Origin of the sequence: Microbacterium sp. NPDC028030 (assembly GCF_040637855.1) — a bacterium.
GTDB lineage: Bacteria > Actinomycetota > Actinomycetes > Actinomycetales > Microbacteriaceae > Microbacterium.
Genome location: NZ_JBEZXF010000002.1, coordinates 805,281 through 820,755 on the forward strand (window position 1 = coordinate 805,281; position 15,475 = coordinate 820,755).

Annotated in this window: 14 protein-coding genes; 2 read left to right on the top strand and 12 right to left on the bottom strand. The window is 68.0% G+C overall.

Annotated elements, in window-relative coordinates; all coding sequences use genetic code 11:
* Window positions 1-21 precede the first annotated feature (21 nt).
* Both dxr and AB0E56_RS12775 read right to left on the bottom strand, forming a co-directional pair.
* The gene (gene dxr, locus AB0E56_RS12770) at window positions 22-1,104 is read right to left on the bottom strand and encodes a 1-deoxy-D-xylulose-5-phosphate reductoisomerase (protein ID WP_359799425.1); all 1,083 of its coding nucleotides are present in this window, start codon (window positions 1,102-1,104) and stop codon (window positions 22-24) included.
* A gap of 36 nt (window positions 1,105-1,140) precedes the next feature.
* Window positions 1,141-2,097, bottom strand: coding sequence for an FKBP-type peptidyl-prolyl cis-trans isomerase (locus AB0E56_RS12775; protein ID WP_359799426.1), 957 nt, complete (start codon window positions 2,095-2,097; stop codon window positions 1,141-1,143).
* A 123-nt stretch (window positions 2,098-2,220) separates the two neighbouring features.
* On the opposite strand from AB0E56_RS12775, the gene AB0E56_RS12780 reads away from it, so the two are divergent.
* Window positions 2,221-3,018, top strand: coding sequence for a lysophospholipid acyltransferase family protein (locus tag AB0E56_RS12780; RefSeq protein ID WP_359799427.1), 798 nt, complete (start codon window positions 2,221-2,223; stop codon window positions 3,016-3,018).
* A gap of 13 nt (window positions 3,019-3,031) precedes the next feature.
* On the opposite strand, the gene AB0E56_RS12785 is transcribed toward AB0E56_RS12780, so the two are convergent.
* Entirely contained in the window at window positions 3,032-3,526 is a 495-nt protein-coding gene (locus AB0E56_RS12785) for an OsmC family protein (protein WP_359799429.1), read from the bottom strand.
* A gap of 67 nt (window positions 3,527-3,593) precedes the next feature.
* On the opposite strand from AB0E56_RS12785, the gene AB0E56_RS12790 reads away from it, so the two are divergent.
* A complete protein-coding gene (locus AB0E56_RS12790) occupies window positions 3,594-4,589 on the top strand; it encodes an asparaginase (protein ID WP_359799431.1) in 996 nt (331 codons plus the stop codon).
* A gap of 40 nt (window positions 4,590-4,629) precedes the next feature.
* Here AB0E56_RS12790 and AB0E56_RS12795 read toward each other — a convergent pair whose 3' ends face one another.
* From AB0E56_RS12795 to atpA, 9 genes are all read right to left on the bottom strand, one after another.
* Window positions 4,630-7,386 (bottom strand): FtsK/SpoIIIE domain-containing protein, encoded by a 2,757-nt coding sequence (locus AB0E56_RS12795; protein ID WP_359799433.1) that lies wholly within the window; start codon window positions 7,384-7,386, stop codon window positions 4,630-4,632.
* A gap of 57 nt (window positions 7,387-7,443) precedes the next feature.
* Window positions 7,444-8,241: a protein phosphatase 2C domain-containing protein gene (locus tag AB0E56_RS12800; protein ID WP_359799435.1), complete on the bottom strand. Its 798-nt coding sequence runs from the start codon at window positions 8,239-8,241 to the stop codon at window positions 7,444-7,446.
* 87 nt (window positions 8,242-8,328) lie between these two features.
* Entirely contained in the window at window positions 8,329-9,306 is a 978-nt protein-coding gene (locus tag AB0E56_RS12805; protein ID WP_359799436.1) for an aldo/keto reductase, read from the bottom strand.
* A gap of 90 nt (window positions 9,307-9,396) precedes the next feature.
* Window positions 9,397-10,209: a large exoprotein gene (locus AB0E56_RS12810; RefSeq protein ID WP_359799437.1), complete on the bottom strand. Its 813-nt coding sequence runs from the start codon at window positions 10,207-10,209 to the stop codon at window positions 9,397-9,399.
* 116 nt (window positions 10,210-10,325) lie between these two features.
* On the bottom strand, window positions 10,326-11,072 hold the full coding sequence (locus AB0E56_RS12815; RefSeq protein WP_359799439.1) for a peroxide stress protein YaaA: 747 nt from the start codon (window positions 11,070-11,072) through the stop codon (window positions 10,326-10,328).
* A gap of 76 nt (window positions 11,073-11,148) precedes the next feature.
* The gene (locus tag AB0E56_RS12820) at window positions 11,149-11,409 is read right to left on the bottom strand and encodes a F0F1 ATP synthase subunit epsilon (RefSeq protein WP_359799440.1); all 261 of its coding nucleotides are present in this window, start codon (window positions 11,407-11,409) and stop codon (window positions 11,149-11,151) included.
* Window positions 11,410-11,411: 2 nt separating this feature from the next.
* The gene (atpD, locus tag AB0E56_RS12825; RefSeq protein WP_337003576.1) at window positions 11,412-12,866 is read right to left on the bottom strand and encodes a F0F1 ATP synthase subunit beta; all 1,455 of its coding nucleotides are present in this window, start codon (window positions 12,864-12,866) and stop codon (window positions 11,412-11,414) included.
* Between the two features lie 21 nt (window positions 12,867-12,887).
* The gene (locus tag AB0E56_RS12830) at window positions 12,888-13,784 is read right to left on the bottom strand and encodes a F0F1 ATP synthase subunit gamma (protein ID WP_359799442.1); all 897 of its coding nucleotides are present in this window, start codon (window positions 13,782-13,784) and stop codon (window positions 12,888-12,890) included.
* 19 nt (window positions 13,785-13,803) lie between these two features.
* Window positions 13,804-15,444: a F0F1 ATP synthase subunit alpha gene (atpA, locus tag AB0E56_RS12835; protein WP_359799443.1), complete on the bottom strand. Its 1,641-nt coding sequence runs from the start codon at window positions 15,442-15,444 to the stop codon at window positions 13,804-13,806.
* Window positions 15,445-15,475: the final 31 nt, after the last annotated feature.

The following is a 15,475-nucleotide window of genomic DNA, read 5'->3' on the forward strand; positions in this document are numbered from 1 at the left end:
GTCACACGCCCGGCGTGTGGATCAACGCGCCGCGATCATCCGATCGGCCGTCGTGAGCGCCCAGGCTTCGGCAGCGGCGAGCGTCTCGACCGTCAGTGCGTCCGGTGCCTCGTGGGCGTCGACGACCCGAGCGATCGTGTCGACGATGCCGAGGAAAGGCAACCGCCCCTCGTGGAAGGCGTCGACGGCCTGCTCGTTGGCCGCGTTGTAGACCGCGGGGAAGGTGCCCCCGGCCCGCCCGACGGCTTTCGCGAGCGCTACGGAGGGGAACGCCTCGCCGTCGAGGGGCTCGAACGTCCAGGACGTCGCGCCGGTCCAGTCGAGGGGCTTTCCGACCCCGCCGACGCGATGCGGCCAGTCCAGGCCCAACGAGATCGGCAGTCTCATGTCGGGCGGTGATGCCTGGGCGATGGTCGACCCGTCGATGAACTCGACCATGGAATGCACGATCGACTGCGGATGCACCACGACCTCGATGTCGTCATACGGCACGTCGAAGAGCAGATGCGCCTCGATGACCTCCAGCCCCTTGTTGACCAGGGTCGCGGAGTTGGTGGTGACCATGCGTCCCATGTCCCAGGTCGGGTGCGCGAGCGCCTCGGCGGGAGTCACGTCGACGAGGTCCGCACGGCTGCGCCCGCGGAAGGGCCCACCCGACGCCGTCACGACGAGGCGCCGCACCTCGGCGTGGGTGCCGGTACGCAGAGCCTGCGCGAGAGCGGAGTGCTCGGAGTCGACCGGAACGATCTGATCGGGAGCTGCAGCAGCCAGCACGAGGTCGCCGCCGACGATCAGCGACTCCTTGTTCGCGAGCGCCAACGTCCGCCCGGCCTTCAGCGCCGCGAGCGTCGAGCCGAGACCGATCGAGCCGGTGATCGCGTTCAGCACCACGTCTGCGTCCACATCGCGGACCAGCTGCTCGGCCTCGTCCGCACCGAGCGCGGTGTCTTCGACGTGGAACTGCTCCGCCTGCTCGGCGAGCATCGACGCGTTGGAGCCGGCAGCGAGGCCGACGAGTTCGAACCGACGAGGGTTGGCGCGGATCACGTCCAGCGCCTGGGTGCCGATGGAGCCGGTGGAGCCGAGGACGATGACGCGACGCATAACGCCAGCCTAGGACACGGCCCGGCCCCGTCCCGCTTACTGCTGGACGGGAGTGGTCGCCAGGATGTCGACCACGAACACGAGGCTCTCCTTCTGGAGTTCGTGACCTTCGCTCGCTCCGTAGCCGTCGGACGGCGGCATCACCACGACCACCTGCGAGCCGACCTTCTGCCCCTCCAGCGCCTTCTGGAAGCCGGCGACGACACCCGTGGTCTGGAACTGCGCGGGCGCGGCGTCACGGCTCCAGCTGGAGTCGAACTCCGTGCCGTCCGACCACTTGACGCCGAGGTACTGCACGACGACGAGGTCGCCGGATCCGACGGTCGGCCCATCACCCTGCTTGAGGACGGCGACCTTCGTCTCCGCCGGCGCATCTCCGTCGGGGATGGTCACGGTCGGCGCGCCCTTGTCGTCGAGTTCGACGGCCGGCATACCCGGCGTCGGGTCGACAGGGGTACCGGTCGCGACCTCGGGCAGGTGCTCCACGGCCTGGGCGTACACGACGACGTCGTTCTGCCCCTCGCCCAACGCGCTGCCGGGAAGCGACAGCACGATTCGAGAGCCGACGGGCTCGCACTCGAGCGCCGCCACGAAGAGCGACGACTGGTTGGTGTCGAGGAGGACGGGGAGGAGACCGTCCTCACCCCGCGCCGACGAGTCGACGACCTCGTTGTTGGTCGCGTCGACGATCTGGTACTCGACCGAGACCAGGTCGTTGACGTAGACCTCTTCGCCATCCCCCTCTGACACGACCGTGCGCTCGACGCCCGCGAACTCGGCATCGGCCGGGACGGTCACCTTGGTGTCCGCCCCTTCGCCCTCGACCTTCACCGCATCGGAGGTGGCACCGGGCTGCGCGTCCAGAGCGCAGGCACTCGACGCGGACGGGCTCGGCGTGCCGGAACTCGACGGAGCGGAGCTGCCGGCACAGCCCGCCAGCAGGAAGGTCGCCGCGGCGACGGTGGACAGGACGATGAGCGGACGCTTGCGCACAGTGAGACCTCGGGATCGCGGGCGGGACACTCCATCCTCCCCCATACCCCTTTGCCCTCGCTGGGAGGCGCGGCGCGAATCTTCATTCCCGCGACGGCATGGATCCCGGAGTAGCCTGCTCTGATGACCTCTGCGCCGTCCGTCGAGCCCGAACCCTCGTCAGAAGAGGCATCCTCGCCGACCGAGACGGCGAAGCCCCGTCATGCCGGACTCGCATACACCCTGGGTCGCAGCCTCATCACTCCCCTCGCGCGGACCGTCTACCGTCCGCGGATCGAGGGCCGAGACAACGTCCCGCTGACCGGGCCCGTCATCTTCGCGAGCAACCACCTCTCCTTCATCGACTCGATCGCGATCCCCGTCGCGGCGCCTCGTCCGGTTCATTTCCTCGCCAAATCGTCGTACTTCGAAGGCACGGGCTTCAAGGGGTGGATGAGCAAGACGTTCTTCGAGTCCATCGGCGCGATCCCGGTGCGACGTGGGGCGGGGCAGGCGGCGTTGGATGCGCTCGATCTGCAGCGCCAACTGCTCGACGAAGGCCTCGCGGTCGCCCTGTATCCGGAGGGCACGCGGTCCACGGACGGGCGACTGTACAAGGGCCGCACCGGCGTGGCGTTCCTCGCGCTGCAGACGGGTGCTCCCGTCGTGCCCGTGGGGCTGATCGGCACAGACACGGTGATGCCGGTGGGCGCGAAGGTTCCGACGCTCAAGGAGCGCATCACGGTCCGCTTCGGAGAACCCCTCGACCTGTCACCGCACGGCCCGGCGACGAGCGGGCGCGCCCGTCGCCTCGCGACCGATGAGATCATGGCCGCGATCCACGGGTTGTCCGGACAGGAGCTCGCTGGCACCTACAACGAGGCGCCGGCACAGGGCACGATCGAGAAGATCAAGCAGGCGCTCCCCCACGAACGTCGCTGACCCGACGCGTGGCTCAGCCGACGGCGCTGACCTTCGCCTCGTGGCGCACCGGGAAGTTCATCGAGTTCGCGATGAAGCACCACTCGTTCGCTGTCGCATGGGCGCGCTCGGCCGCCTCGATCATCGACGCCTCCGCGACGACGACCTCGGGCCGCAGCATCACCTCGACGAAGGCTCCTCCGCCCCTGCCGTCTTCGCGCATCATGCCGGTCGCGTGGTCACGGTACGAGACCACCACGACGCCCGCGGTGACGCACGCGTGCAGATACGACAGGAGGTGGCACTCCGAGAGCGAGGCGAGCAGGAGGTCCTCGGGATTCCACCGCGTCGGATCTCCGCGGAACGGCTTGTCTGCCGAGGCGAGCAGATCGGGCTTCCCCGCCACCTCGATCGTCACATCGCGCCGATAATCGCGGTAGCCCGTCGTGCCGGTGCCCGTGTTGCCCGTCCAGACGGACGTGAGTGCGTAGTGATGTTCGCCGAGGGCGCGGGGGGTCGACTCTGCCATGATGACAGTCTGCCAGGGGCGACGAGCCGGAGGTGAGCCGTCGGGCGCCCGACGCTAGAGTTGACGGGTGCTGGAGACTCTCACCGTTCAGGATTCCGTGGAACTCGCCGTCGTCGAGCGGAGCGGTTTCGTCGAATCCCGCCACGCCGGCGCCGCCGTGGTCCTCTCGTCCGATGGAGAGATCGTGGCCCGCCACGGCAACACGGATGCTCTGATCCTGCCGCGTTCGAGCCTCAAGCCCCTCCAAGCCATCGCGTGCATCACAGCCGGCGCCGTCCTCGAAGGCGAGCAACTCGCGATCTCCACGGCGAGCCACGTCGGCACCGACCGGCACGCCTCCGTCGTGCGTGACATCCTGACCGAGGGCGGGCTGACCGAAGACGCCCTCGGGTGTCCTGCCTCGTGGCCGAGCGACTCCACGACGCGGGATGATCTCGTCCGCGAGCACGGACAACCGAGTCGCGTACGCATGAACTGCTCGGGGAAGCACGCCGCGATGCTGCGCGCGTGCGTCGCGACCGGGTGGCCCACCGACGGATACCTCGACCCCGCGCATCCGCTTCAGGCCCACATCCGCGAGGTGGTCGAACGGCTCACGGGAGAGAAGATCGCGCACACCGCGATAGACGGCTGCGGGGCGCCCGTGTTCGCGATGACCCTGACCGGCCTCGCGCGTGCGCTGCACCGCGTAGGCACGGCGTCTGACCGTTCGCCGTTCGCGCTCCACCGCGTCGCGGGTTCCCTGGTGCGTGCCGTACGCGAGCACCCGTGGACCATCGAGGGCCCTGGCCGCCCCGACACCGTCGCCATCGAGAAGCTCGGAGTCTTCGCCAAGCACGGCGCAGAGGGCGTCATGGTGATGGTCGCGCCGAACGGCACGACCGTGGCCTTGAAGATGCTTGACGGCGCCACACGCGCATCGGCGATCGTCGCCGCCACTCTCCTCGCACGCGCCGGCGGGGTGAGCGACTCCGATGTGTCGGCTCTTCGCGAAGCACTCCCCCTCACGATCAGCGGCGGCGGAGCCGACGTGGGCGCCATCCGGCCGGCGACCGGGATCTGACGCCGCCTTCCCGTCGAGGTCTTCGGTCCATGGGTCCCGTTCATCGGGGCATCAGCTCCGGGATGATGACACGTCGGGGCGCACCCGCGCCGATGATCGCCCAGGCTCGACCTGCATGGGGACGTGCGTAGGGCGGGAGTTCGCGTACACCGGCAAGCTGCCGGAGATCTACGGCATGCTCCGCGCGGATCACGATCTCGCCGTCCGCGCGGATGTGCTGCCAGAGAGACCAGTGGCGCTGCCAGGTCTCCCCGTCTGCCACGACGACGCAGGGGCGATCCGGTTCGGTCGCTTCCGTCCCCGCGACGATCACCTCGAAAGACGGATGAGCCTTGCGCAAGCGAGCCGCGACCGATCGGGCACCGGCACTGATGACGCCCGTCACCGCGCAGGAGGGTGTCCACGCCGCCGCGGTCGCGCCCTCATCGGAGCCGTCGGGGTCGTCGGTGCCGTCGGCATCGTCGGGCACCCAGGCCAACTGCACCTCGCGATCACCCATGCTCGCGCGCCCCGGCACGCGATCGCGCACGAAGGACGAGGCCTCTCCGCCGGCGGCGAGGTGCTCGATGCGAGTCGGCATCCTCAGCAGCGCCCGCCGCGGGATCACCTCGAGCACCCTGCCCAGGCTCCCCGACGCCCTGGCCGCCGTCACCGCGAACGTCGTTCCTGCCCCGTTCCGCAGAATCTGTTCCCAGTACTGCGCGTACTGTTGGGCGTATTCAGGCGGCAGCCGGGAGATGAGCGCATCCATGTCGTCACAGAGCACCAACGACGGTGGTCGTCGGCTCCCGGTCGCCCACCCGACCGTCAGATCCCATGCCTGTTCCGGGTCACTCGGCACCCACTCGGCATCCGGACGTTGCACTGCCAGAGCACGCAGAGCCGCCGTACGCCCAGACCCCGGCATGCCGAGGAACAGGATGCCCCGTTCCTCCCCGCAGCGCAGAGTCTCGGCAGGCTGCGCCTGATGCGCAGGGTCGTCGGAGCGTCCGAGCACGAGAGTCTCCGCTTCAGCCGCTTCGGAGACGACCAGGTCGGCGAGGGGCACGCACGTGGGAAGTGCGGCGAGCCAGGGGCTGCGCGGGGGCGCCTCCGCCGCCCAGAGCCGCTCGACGGTGTGGAGATCGGCGGCGCCTGTCAATGCCACGCGCATCGTGACGGGCTCGGTGTCGACCGGTCGACGCACGAGCGCGAGACCGCGTGAGTCTGCGCCGCCGGGGAGCGCGGAGGCCGCCTCCGACCCGATCATGAGGCGACTGTCAGCGGGGTCGCCGACGCGAAGACTGATACGGAGCGGGCAGTTGGCGGCCAACGCATCCCGCACGACGCCCGCTGCCCGCTGGGTGCCGAGGATCAGATGAATGCCCAGCGCTCGGCCCCGGGCAGCGACGTCCGTGAACACGGCCCCCAGATCGGGGTGCTCCGAGAGCAGCGCGGCGAACTCATCGACGACGATCACCAGTCGAGGCATGTCGACCTCGCACACATCGCGCGCTCCGGCAGCGGCGAGGACGCTCTCGCGACGTCGCAGCTCTGCGGTGAGGCTGGAGACTCCCCGCCGCGCACCCTCCTCGTCGAGATCGGTGATGACGGCGGCGACCTGCCTCAGCCCGCGCAACGGCTCGAATGTCGTGCCGCCTTTGAAATCGGCCAGGACGAAGACCACCTTGTCTGGTCCGTTGCGAGCGGCGATGGCCGTGACCCAGCTGACCAGCAGTTCGCTCTTGCCAGTGCCGGTCGTGCCCGTCACGATCGCGTGCGGTCCGTCTTCCACGATGTCGAGCACGACCTCTCCACGTGCGCTCCGTCCGACCGCCGCGCTCAGGCCACGCCCCGGGACCGGCTGCTCCAGCTCTTCCAGCGACACGGCGTCGGGAAGGACAGCGGCCGCATCGTCTGACACGGCGAAGCCTTCCATGATCGCGCCCGCCTGCGCGAAGGAGAGACACTCGACCGCGATCACGGCTTCTTCGTGCGGCGTACGCAGACTCGCCCTGCGCGGTTCGATGATGTCGATCACCGTCGTCACGCCCTCTGGGACCTCCGCGTCAGCGGGCGCCAGCCAGATCACTGCATCCGCCTCCGTGCGCGTCGTCTCGCTCGAATCGACCGCGAGGGCGAACCTGCCTCGACCTCCGCGCGCCGCATGCGGTGAAGCCCCCAGCCCACACGCTTCCAGGCCCGTCCCCCGTAGCGCCAGCTGCGTCGGGCCGAAGCGCATGCCGAGTTGGACGACCAGCGCTCGTGCAGCGGCGGCGATCAGCGGTCGCGCTCCCCGCAGGCAGATTCCGCCGCCGAGCGCGACCACGACCGGCGCCGCGTCGACGACACGGCATCGCTCTCGGAACTCCCTCGCTCGTCGATCATCTCCACCACTGCAGCGGACGCTGCTCGAGACGCTGCCGGCGCCGACGACGACAGGTGTCGCCGGATCGGGCGGTTCCGCGCTGCGCAGCGGTGATTGCGCGAGGCACGCGGCCGCATCCGGGTGCCGGAGCCGCAGCGCCGTCCGCTCGTCATCGTGCCGACGTGTCAGCTCGGACTCGGCGAACGCCCACTCGCGCTCGGCCCGCGCGTCACTGTCGCGGTGCTCGCGACGCCGGGCGCGCGTCGCATCCAGCAGCGAGGCCCCCATCATGAGGGGCCCCAGAGCCGCGAAGCAGAGCGCGAACGCCGACCCGGTCACCAGCCACAACACGACCCCGCCGGCCACAGGAACGATCGGCGCGAGGATCGGCAAAGGAGCACGGCGCGGCGGAGCAGGGGAAGCAGGGAGCACGATGGGCAGGGAATCCATGCATCCAGTGGACCGCATCGCGGTCGGTGGTTCGGCGCTGTCCACAGCGCCGAACCGCTATTGCGCGGTGTCTTCGTCTGGGGAGGATGAGTCGTCTTCGTCGGAGACCTTGACGATGATGAGAGTCACGTTGTCGCGACCCCCGTTCTCGAGCGCCGCGGCCAACATCGCATCCACACCGTCGCCCGGGTCACTGTTCTCACGCAGGAAGTGCTGAATTCCGTAATCGGTGAGCTCCTTCGTGAGCCCGTCGGAGCAGATGACGAACCGGTCGCCCGGTCGTACGTCGATCGTGACGTAGTCCGGCGCGGTCAGTTCGCTCGCGCCGACCGCGCGGGTGATCACGTTGCTGTACGGATGCCCTTCGGCCTCTTCGGGGCTGAGCTTGCCGGCCGTGATCAGCTCCTGGACCACCGAATGATCCGTCGTCACCTGCACGAGGCGCTCATCCCGGAGCAGATAGACCCGGGAATCGCCGATGTTCAGCGCCACCCACTGCGCGTCTTCACCCTCGGTGTGGAAATAGACACCGGTGAGCGTCGTCCCCGTGCCTTCGTCGGTCGTCTCCGGGTGATCCGCGATGTCTCCCACGGCCAGCTCGAGAGCCTTCTCGATCGAAGGCCCGCTCACGTCCCCCGAGGACACGACGGCCTGCAGCCGCTCGACCGTACTGCGGCTCGCGATCTCCCCGCCTGCGTGACCGCCCATGCCGTCGGCGACGATGAACAGCGGGAACTCCGCGAGAAAGGCATCCTGATTCGTCTCGCGTCGCCGGCCCAGGTCGGTGACTCCCGCCCAGGACAGCAGCAGAGGGCGCTGCGCAACCGTGACGCGATGCGTCTTCGTCTCAGCCACGTGCTGCCTCCGATGAGCCTGCGACGGATCGGGCGTCCGCAGGATACTCACACATCGTAGTAGAACTCCACCGTCCCATGATCACACTCAGGCGGCCGGATCGGCGGGCAGCGGGAAAAGCCCGTCGAGGATCTCGAGGTCGGCGGCATCCGGACGCCAGGCGTCTCCGGCGACGGCATTCGCCTCGACCTGCGCCACAGACGTGGCACCGGCGATGACGCTCGACACCGCGGGCCGGGCGAGAAGCCAGCCGAACGCCGCCTGGACCATGGTGATACCTCGGTCATCACAGAAATCGCGGAACGCGTCGAGCGCATCCCAGGGCGCCCTCTCCCAGAGGTGGCGGCGTTCGGACATGATCCGACTCGACGACGGGCCTCCGTCGCGCGTGAACTTCCCGGTGAGCAGCCCGTTGTGCAACGGGAAGTAGGGGAAGAAGCCCAGTTGGAAGCGCTCCACCGCCGGGAGCACCTCGCGCTCCGCCGCCCGAGAGAGCAGGGAGTAGTGATTCTGGGCAGAGACGAATCGGCCGGTCGAGCGAGCACGGGTCGTGAGCTCGGCTTCAGCCACCTGCCATCCAGTGAAGTTCGAGTGCCCGTAGTAGCGGATCTTGCCTTCGCGCACGAGCTCGTCGAGCGCGTCCGTGGTCTCGGTGATCGGCGTCTCGGGGTCGGGAAGGTGCAGCTGATAAAGGTCGATCCAGTCGGTGCGCAGTCTCCGCAGCGACTCCTCGACGGCGCGACGGACATATCGACGTGACCCGCGGGCCGCCGGGAACGCGTATCCCATGTCGCGCTCCTGCCCGAACTTCGTCGCCAGCACGACGCTGTCGCGCCGCCCCTCCAGCGCTTCACCCATCAACGCCTCGCTGGCACCGGCGACCGCGCCGTACATGTCGGCGGTGTCGAAGAAGGTGATCCCGTTGGCGAGGGCGGCGTCGATCACCTCGCGCGTTCCGGCAAGGGTCTCGGTCGCGGTTCCCGCGCGTCCGAAATTATTGCAGCCGAGGCCTGTGGACGAGACGAGGAGACCGGACGCGCCGACTCGGCGCTGCGACAAGACCATGGCTTCCACGTTAGCGGCCGGTCCGGATCGAGGACCACCCGGGAACGCCACAGGGCTCCCGACCGAGGTCGGGAGCCCTGTTTCCGATGGTCAGGCCGGCGGCTGCGTGGGATCGCTCGGCGGCGTGGTCGGCGGTGCAGCCGGGGGCGCCGTCGGAGGCGCGGGCGGCGTCGTCGGCGGTGCAGCCGGAGGTGCCGGAGGCGTCGTCGGCGGAGCCGGCGGAACCGGGGCGCCGGTTGCGGGAGCTGCGGGCCCCGCGGGCGGAGCATAGCCGGGCTGGGCGGGCGGAGCATAGCCGGGCTGTGCGGGCGGAGCGTAGCCGGGCTGTGCCGGCGGAGCGTAGCCCTGCGGGGCCGGAGGCGCGTAGCCCTGAGGAGCGCCATACCCCGCCTGCGGAGCAGCGGCCGACGGCTGAGCGGGGATGCCGTCCCACACCGTGCGGTCGCCGAGGAATCCGTTGCCCGCCCAGGAGGCCGGCTGGATGTTCGGGTTCCAGCGGGACTTGTCGAAGGCGTTGATGCCGAGCCAGACGATGCTCAGGAAGACGTAGAGGATGACCCAGACCGCATCCTTCTGGAGCTTGAGGCCCACGCGCCACGCTGCGATGGCGGAGAGGACGGCGAGTGCGACGGAGAAGACGTAACCGACTCCGATCCAACCCAGCAGCGCGGTTCCGGCGATGCCGTAGAGCACGAGCCAGGGGCTCAGATCACCCAGCTTGAAGAAGATCATCACGTTGTACACCGGCACCCAGGCGCGCCAGGCTCCCTGCACACCGGCCTTCTGGAAGATCTTCATGTAGAAGAGCGACCCCAGGACGTATCCCGCGAGCCCGATGATGATGCTGAAGATGACGATGCCGGCTATCGCGGCAAGGTATCCCGAGTCGTAGTAGGAGTCCATGATCCCCTCCGGATCTGAATGAACGGACGCGATTCACGCCGCGACACCACCATATCGGTGTGCAATATTCCGGGCAACGAGCCGCGCGGGCGACATGAGGTGCGCCGAATCACACGCTATTCGCTGACGACGAGCTCCAGAACGCCGGAGTGGTCGCCATGGCGGAACACGAGACCGTGCGAGCCCGCCCACGAACGGAGACCTCGGAGAGAACCGATTCGGGGCCGGTCTTCGGCGAGAGCGCGGACGAGGAGCCCCTTGGACTTCTTGTTGAAGTGGTTCAGCGCCCTCCCCTGTTCGGTCACGACCCGCACGTACGCGGAAGGGACGGTCGCAGGAACCGGGCCGAGGGCGACGTACGCCTCGCTGCGCAGGTCGAGCACGAACGACGGTGCAGCATCGGCCAGGGCGGAAGTGGTCGCGGAACCCCAATGGCGTCGGAGCGCAGGAAGACCAGGAAGCGAGGTCCCCGCCGCCAGCCGATACGCGGGGATCGGATCGAGCGCACCGATCGGCCCCAGCGGGGCGCTGTGGATCCAGACGTGCGTCGCCAACCAGCGGCGAGATGCGGCCGAGAGCGTCTGCGCATCGAGCGCATCGAACAGGACCCCCGTATAGCGGTCGACGGCCGGCATCGTCGGCGACGTCCGCAGCCTCCTGTTGTGTGCGATGTCGCCGCTCTGGCGCTCGCTCAGCTTCAGGACGCGCCTGGCCGCAGGCTCGTCGGCCGCGAGATCGATCAGCGCGTCGAGGACGGCGGACCGCTCGGCTCCGAGCGTCGGCAGTGCGAGCGCCTCGAGATCGAGCGGCGGACCGTCACCGCCCTCACGCTTGGTCTCCGACGGCGGGAGCAGGATCTTCATGAAACCTCTGTGGATGCAGACGCGTCCGCCCCGGGACCCGAACGGGTACCGAGGCGGACGTGTCGAACGGTTGTCGCTAGGCGATGAGAGCCGCGTTGCCGGCGACGATCGTCAGGGTGTCGCCCTCCATGGAGAGGAACCCGTCCTGTGCGTTCGCCAGCACCTTGCTGCCATCCGACTGGGTGATGCGGACCTGGCCCTCGGCGAGGATCGCCAGCACCGGCTCGTGGCCGGTCATGAAGCCGATCTCACCCTCGACGGTCTTGGCGACCACGAGGCTCGCCTCTCCCGTCCAGACCTCCGCATCCGCGGAGACGAGGCTGACGTGCAATGCCATGGTCAGCCGTTCTCCTTCTGGATCTTCGCCCACTGCTCTTCGACGTCGGAGATGCCACCGACGTTGAAGAAGGCCTGCTCGGCGACGTGGTCGAAGTCACCGCGGGTGATCGCATCGAACGACTCGATGGTCTCCTTGAGCGGGACGGTCGAACCCTCGACACCGGTGAACTTCTTGGCCATGTAGGTGTTCTGCGAGAGGAACTGCTGGATGCGACGTGCACGCGACACGACGATCTTGTCCTCTTCGGAGAGCTCGTCGACACCGAGGATCGCGATGATCTCCTGCAGTTCCTTGTTCTTCTGGAGGATCTGCTTGACCGTCGTGGCGACGCGGTAGTGGTCCTCGCCCAAGTAGCGGGGGTCCATGATGCGCGACGTCGAGGTCAGCGGGTCGATGGCCGGGTACAGACCCTTCGAGGCGATCTCACGAGAGAGCTCGGTCGTCGCGTCGAGGTGGGCGAACGTGGTCGCCGGAGCCGGGTCGGTGTAGTCATCGGCCGGCACGTAGATCGCCTGCAGCGAGGTGATCGAGTGACCACGCGTCGAGGTGATGCGCTCCTGGAGCACACCCATCTCGTCGGCGAGGTTCGGCTGGTAACCCACTGCGGAGGGCATGCGGCCCAGCAGCGTGGAGACCTCGGAACCGGCCTGCGTGAAGCGGAAGATGTTGTCGATGAAGAGCAGCACGTCCTGCTTCTGCACGTCACGGAAGTACTCCGCCATCGTCAGAGCCGACAGCGCGACGCGCAGACGCGTCCCCGGCGGCTCGTCCATCTGGCCGAACACGAGCGCGGTCTTGTCGAAGACGCCCGCCTCCTCCATCTCGTGGATGAGGTCGTTGCCCTCACGGGTGCGCTCACCGACACCGGCGAACACCGACACACCACCGTGGTCCTGCGCGACGCGCTGGATCATCTCCTGGATGAGGACGGTCTTGCCGACACCGGCTCCACCGAACAGACCGATCTTTCCACCCTGGACGTACGGGGTGAGGAGGTCGATGGACTTGATGCCCGTCTCGAACATCGTCGTCTTCGACTCCAGCTGGTCGAAGTTCGGCGCCTTGCGGTGGATGGGCCAGCGCTCGGTGACCTCGATCGTCTCGCCGGGCTCGAGGTTGAGCACCTCGCCGATGACGTTGAACACCTTGCCCTTGGTCACGTCGCCGACGGGGACCGAGATGGCCTCACCGGTGTCGCGGACCTCCTGACCGCGGACGATGCCGTCGGTCGGGTTCAGGGCGATGGCACGGACGAGGTCGTCACCGAGGTGCTGAGCGACTTCGAGCGTGATCTCGACGGTCTCTTCGTCGACCGTGATCGACGTCTTGAGAGCGTTGTAGATGTCGGGGATCGAGTCGTGCGGGAACTCGATGTCGACAACCGGACCGTTGACGCGTGCGACGCGCCCGACGACCGCGGTCGCCGGCTGGTCAGCCGGAGCGGTGAGGGTCATTTTCGTCTCTTTCCTGATGGTCTATTTGCTCGCGAGAGCGTCGGCGCCGCCGACGATCTCGGCGATCTGCTGCGTGATCTCCGCCTGACGCGCGTTGTTGCGCAGACGGGTGTAGTCGGTGATGAGCTTGTCGGCGTTGTCGCTGGCCGACTTCATCGCCTTCTGCGTGGCGGCCTGCTTGGCGGCAGACGACTGCAGGAGTGCGTTGAAGACGCGGCTCTGGATGTACACCGGCAGGATCGCGTCGAGAACGGTCTCGGCGTCCGGCTCGAACTCGTACAGCGGGTAGACGGTGTTACCGGCTTCCGACTCATCGGCTTCCGTGATCTCCAGCGGGAGCAGACGCACGGACTCCGGCGACTGCGTCATCATGCTGACGAAACGGTTGTACACGAGGTGGATCTCGTCGACGCCGCCGTCCTGTCCCCCGCGGGAGAACGCGTCGAGCAGTGTCGCGGAGATCTCCTCGGCGGTGTGGAACGACGGGGTGTCGGTGTCGCCGGTCCACTCCGCAGCCGCAGCGATCCGTCGGAACTGGAAGTAGCCGACGGCCTTGCGACCGATGAGGTAGAACACCGGTTCCTTGCCCTGCTCGCGCAGGAGCTCCGCCACCTCGAGACCCTCACGGAGGATCTGCGAGTTGAAGGCTCCGGCGAGGCCGCGGTCCGACGAGAAGATCACGACCGCGGAGCGGGTGATGTTCTCGGGCTCGCGGGTCAGCGGGTGATCCACGTTCGAGTGCGTCGCGACGGCCGATACGGCCCTCGTCACGGCTCGCGCGAAGGGAGTGGACGCCTTGACGCGTGCCATCGCCTTCTGGATGCGCGAAGCCGCGATGAGTTCCATCGCCTTCGTGATCTTCTTGGTCGTCTGAGCAGAAGAGATCTTCTGCTTGTAGACCCGGAGTTGAGCGCCCATATGTCAGTACCTCACGCGATTACGCGCGACGACCCTTGACGATCTTCTCCTGGTTGACGTCTTCAGCCTCGGCTGCAGCGTGCTCCTCGTGACCAGGGGCGCCGATGGCGTGACCCTTGCCGCCCTGGAACTCCAGGACGAAGGCATCCGTCTGCTTCTCGAGCTCCGCGACAGTGGCGTCGTCGAGGACGTTGGTGTCGCGCAGCGTGTCGAGGACCGAGGTGTTGCGACGCAGGTAGTCCAGGAGCTCGCGCTCGAAGCGCAGGACGTCTTCGACCTCGATGGTGTCGAGCTTGCCGTTCGTGCCGGCCCAGATCGAGACGACCTGCTCCTCGACGGGGTACGGCGAGTACTGCGGCTGCTTCAGCAGCTCGGTCAGGCGAGCGCCGCGGGCGAGCTGACGACGCGAAGCCGCGTCGAGGTCGGATGCGAACATCGCGAACGCCTCGAGGGAGCGGTACTGCGCGAGCTCCAGCTTCAACGTTCCGGAGACCTTCTTGATCGACTTGACCTGCGCGTCACCGCCGACGCGCGAGACCGAGATACCCACGTCGACCGCCGGACGCTGGTTGGCGTTGAAGAGGTCGGACTGGAGGAAGATCTGGCCGTCGGTGATCGAGATCACGTTGGTCGGGATGTACGCCGAGACGTCGTTGGCCTTGGTCTCGATGATCGGGAGACCCGTCATGGATCCGGCGCCGAGCTCGTCGGACAGCTTCGCGCAACGCTCGAGCAGACGCGAGTGCAGGTAGAAGACGTCACCCGGGTATGCCTCACGGCCCGGCGGGCGGCGCAGGAGGAGGGAGACGGCGCGGTAGGCCTCGGCCTGCTTCGACAGGTCGTCGAAGATGATGAGGACGTGCTTGCCGCCGTACATCCAGTGCTGGCCGATGGCCGAACCGGTGTAGGGAGCCAGGTACTTGAAGCCCGCGGGGTCGGATGCCGGAGCGGCCACGATCGTGGTGTACTCCAGGGCGCCGGCCTCTTCGAGCGCGCCCTTCACCGAAGCGATGGTCGAGCCCTTCTGGCCGATGGCGACGTAGATGCAGCGGACCTGCTTGTTGACGTCGCCGGACTCCCAGTTGGCCTTCTGGTTGATGATCGTGTCGATCGCGATCGCCGTCTTGCCGGTCTGGCGGTCACCGATGATGAGCTGACGCTGGCCACGGCCGACGGGGATCATCGCGTCGATCGCCTTGATGCCGGTCTGCATCGGCTCGTGCACCGACTTGCGCTGCATCACGCCGGGAGCCTGGAGCTCGAGAGCGCGAACGCTCTCGGTGGCGATGGCGCCGAGGCCGTCGATCGGGTTGCCGAGCGGGTCGACCACACGGCCGAGGTAGCCGTCGCCGACCGGAACCGAGAGGACCTCACCCGTGCGGGTGACTTCCTGTCCGGCCTCGACACCGGTGAAGTCGCCGAGGACGACGACGCCGATCTCGTGCTCGTTCAGGCTCTGTGCGAGTCCCTTGGTGCCGTCCGCGAAGATCACGAGCTCGTTCGCCATGACGCCGGGCAGTCCCTCGACGTGCGCGATGCCGTCTGCGGCATCGATGACGGTGCCGACCTCGGTCGCCCCGGCCGCGGTGGGCTCGTATGCTGCGGCGAAGTCCTTCAGCGCGTCACGGATGACGTCGGGGCTGATCGATAGTTCTGCCATTGTCTTCCCTTTGTATCTGGGTGCGCGGTTC

What these genes read in the sequence shown, in the direction of transcription:
- AB0E56_RS12795 (WP_359799433.1), bottom strand. Translation starts at nt 7,386, where the DNA reads ATGGATTCCCTGCCCATCGTGCTCCCTGCTTCCCCTGCTCCGCCGCGC.
- AB0E56_RS12820 (WP_359799440.1), bottom strand. Translation starts at nt 11,409, where the DNA reads ATGGCATTGCACGTCAGCCTCGTCTCCGCGGATGCGGAGGTCTGGACG.
- AB0E56_RS12785 (WP_359799429.1), bottom strand. Translation starts at nt 3,526, where the DNA reads ATGGCAGAGTCGACCCCCCGCGCCCTCGGCGAACATCACTACGCACTC.
- dxr (WP_359799425.1), bottom strand. Translation starts at nt 1,104, where the DNA reads ATGCGTCGCGTCATCGTCCTCGGCTCCACCGGCTCCATCGGCACCCAG.
- AB0E56_RS12830 (WP_359799442.1), bottom strand. Translation starts at nt 13,784, where the DNA reads ATGGGCGCTCAACTCCGGGTCTACAAGCAGAAGATCTCTTCTGCTCAG.
- atpA (WP_359799443.1), bottom strand. Translation starts at nt 15,444, where the DNA reads ATGGCAGAACTATCGATCAGCCCCGACGTCATCCGTGACGCGCTGAAG.
- AB0E56_RS12815 (WP_359799439.1), bottom strand. Translation starts at nt 11,072, where the DNA reads ATGAAGATCCTGCTCCCGCCGTCGGAGACCAAGCGTGAGGGCGGTGAC.
- AB0E56_RS12810 (WP_359799437.1), bottom strand. Translation starts at nt 10,209, where the DNA reads ATGGACTCCTACTACGACTCGGGATACCTTGCCGCGATAGCCGGCATC.
- atpD (WP_337003576.1), bottom strand. Translation starts at nt 12,866, where the DNA reads ATGACCCTCACCGCTCCGGCTGACCAGCCGGCGACCGCGGTCGTCGGG.
- AB0E56_RS12805 (WP_359799436.1), bottom strand. Translation starts at nt 9,306, where the DNA reads ATGGTCTTGTCGCAGCGCCGAGTCGGCGCGTCCGGTCTCCTCGTCTCG.
- AB0E56_RS12780 (WP_359799427.1), top strand. Translation starts at nt 2,221, where the DNA reads ATGACCTCTGCGCCGTCCGTCGAGCCCGAACCCTCGTCAGAAGAGGCA.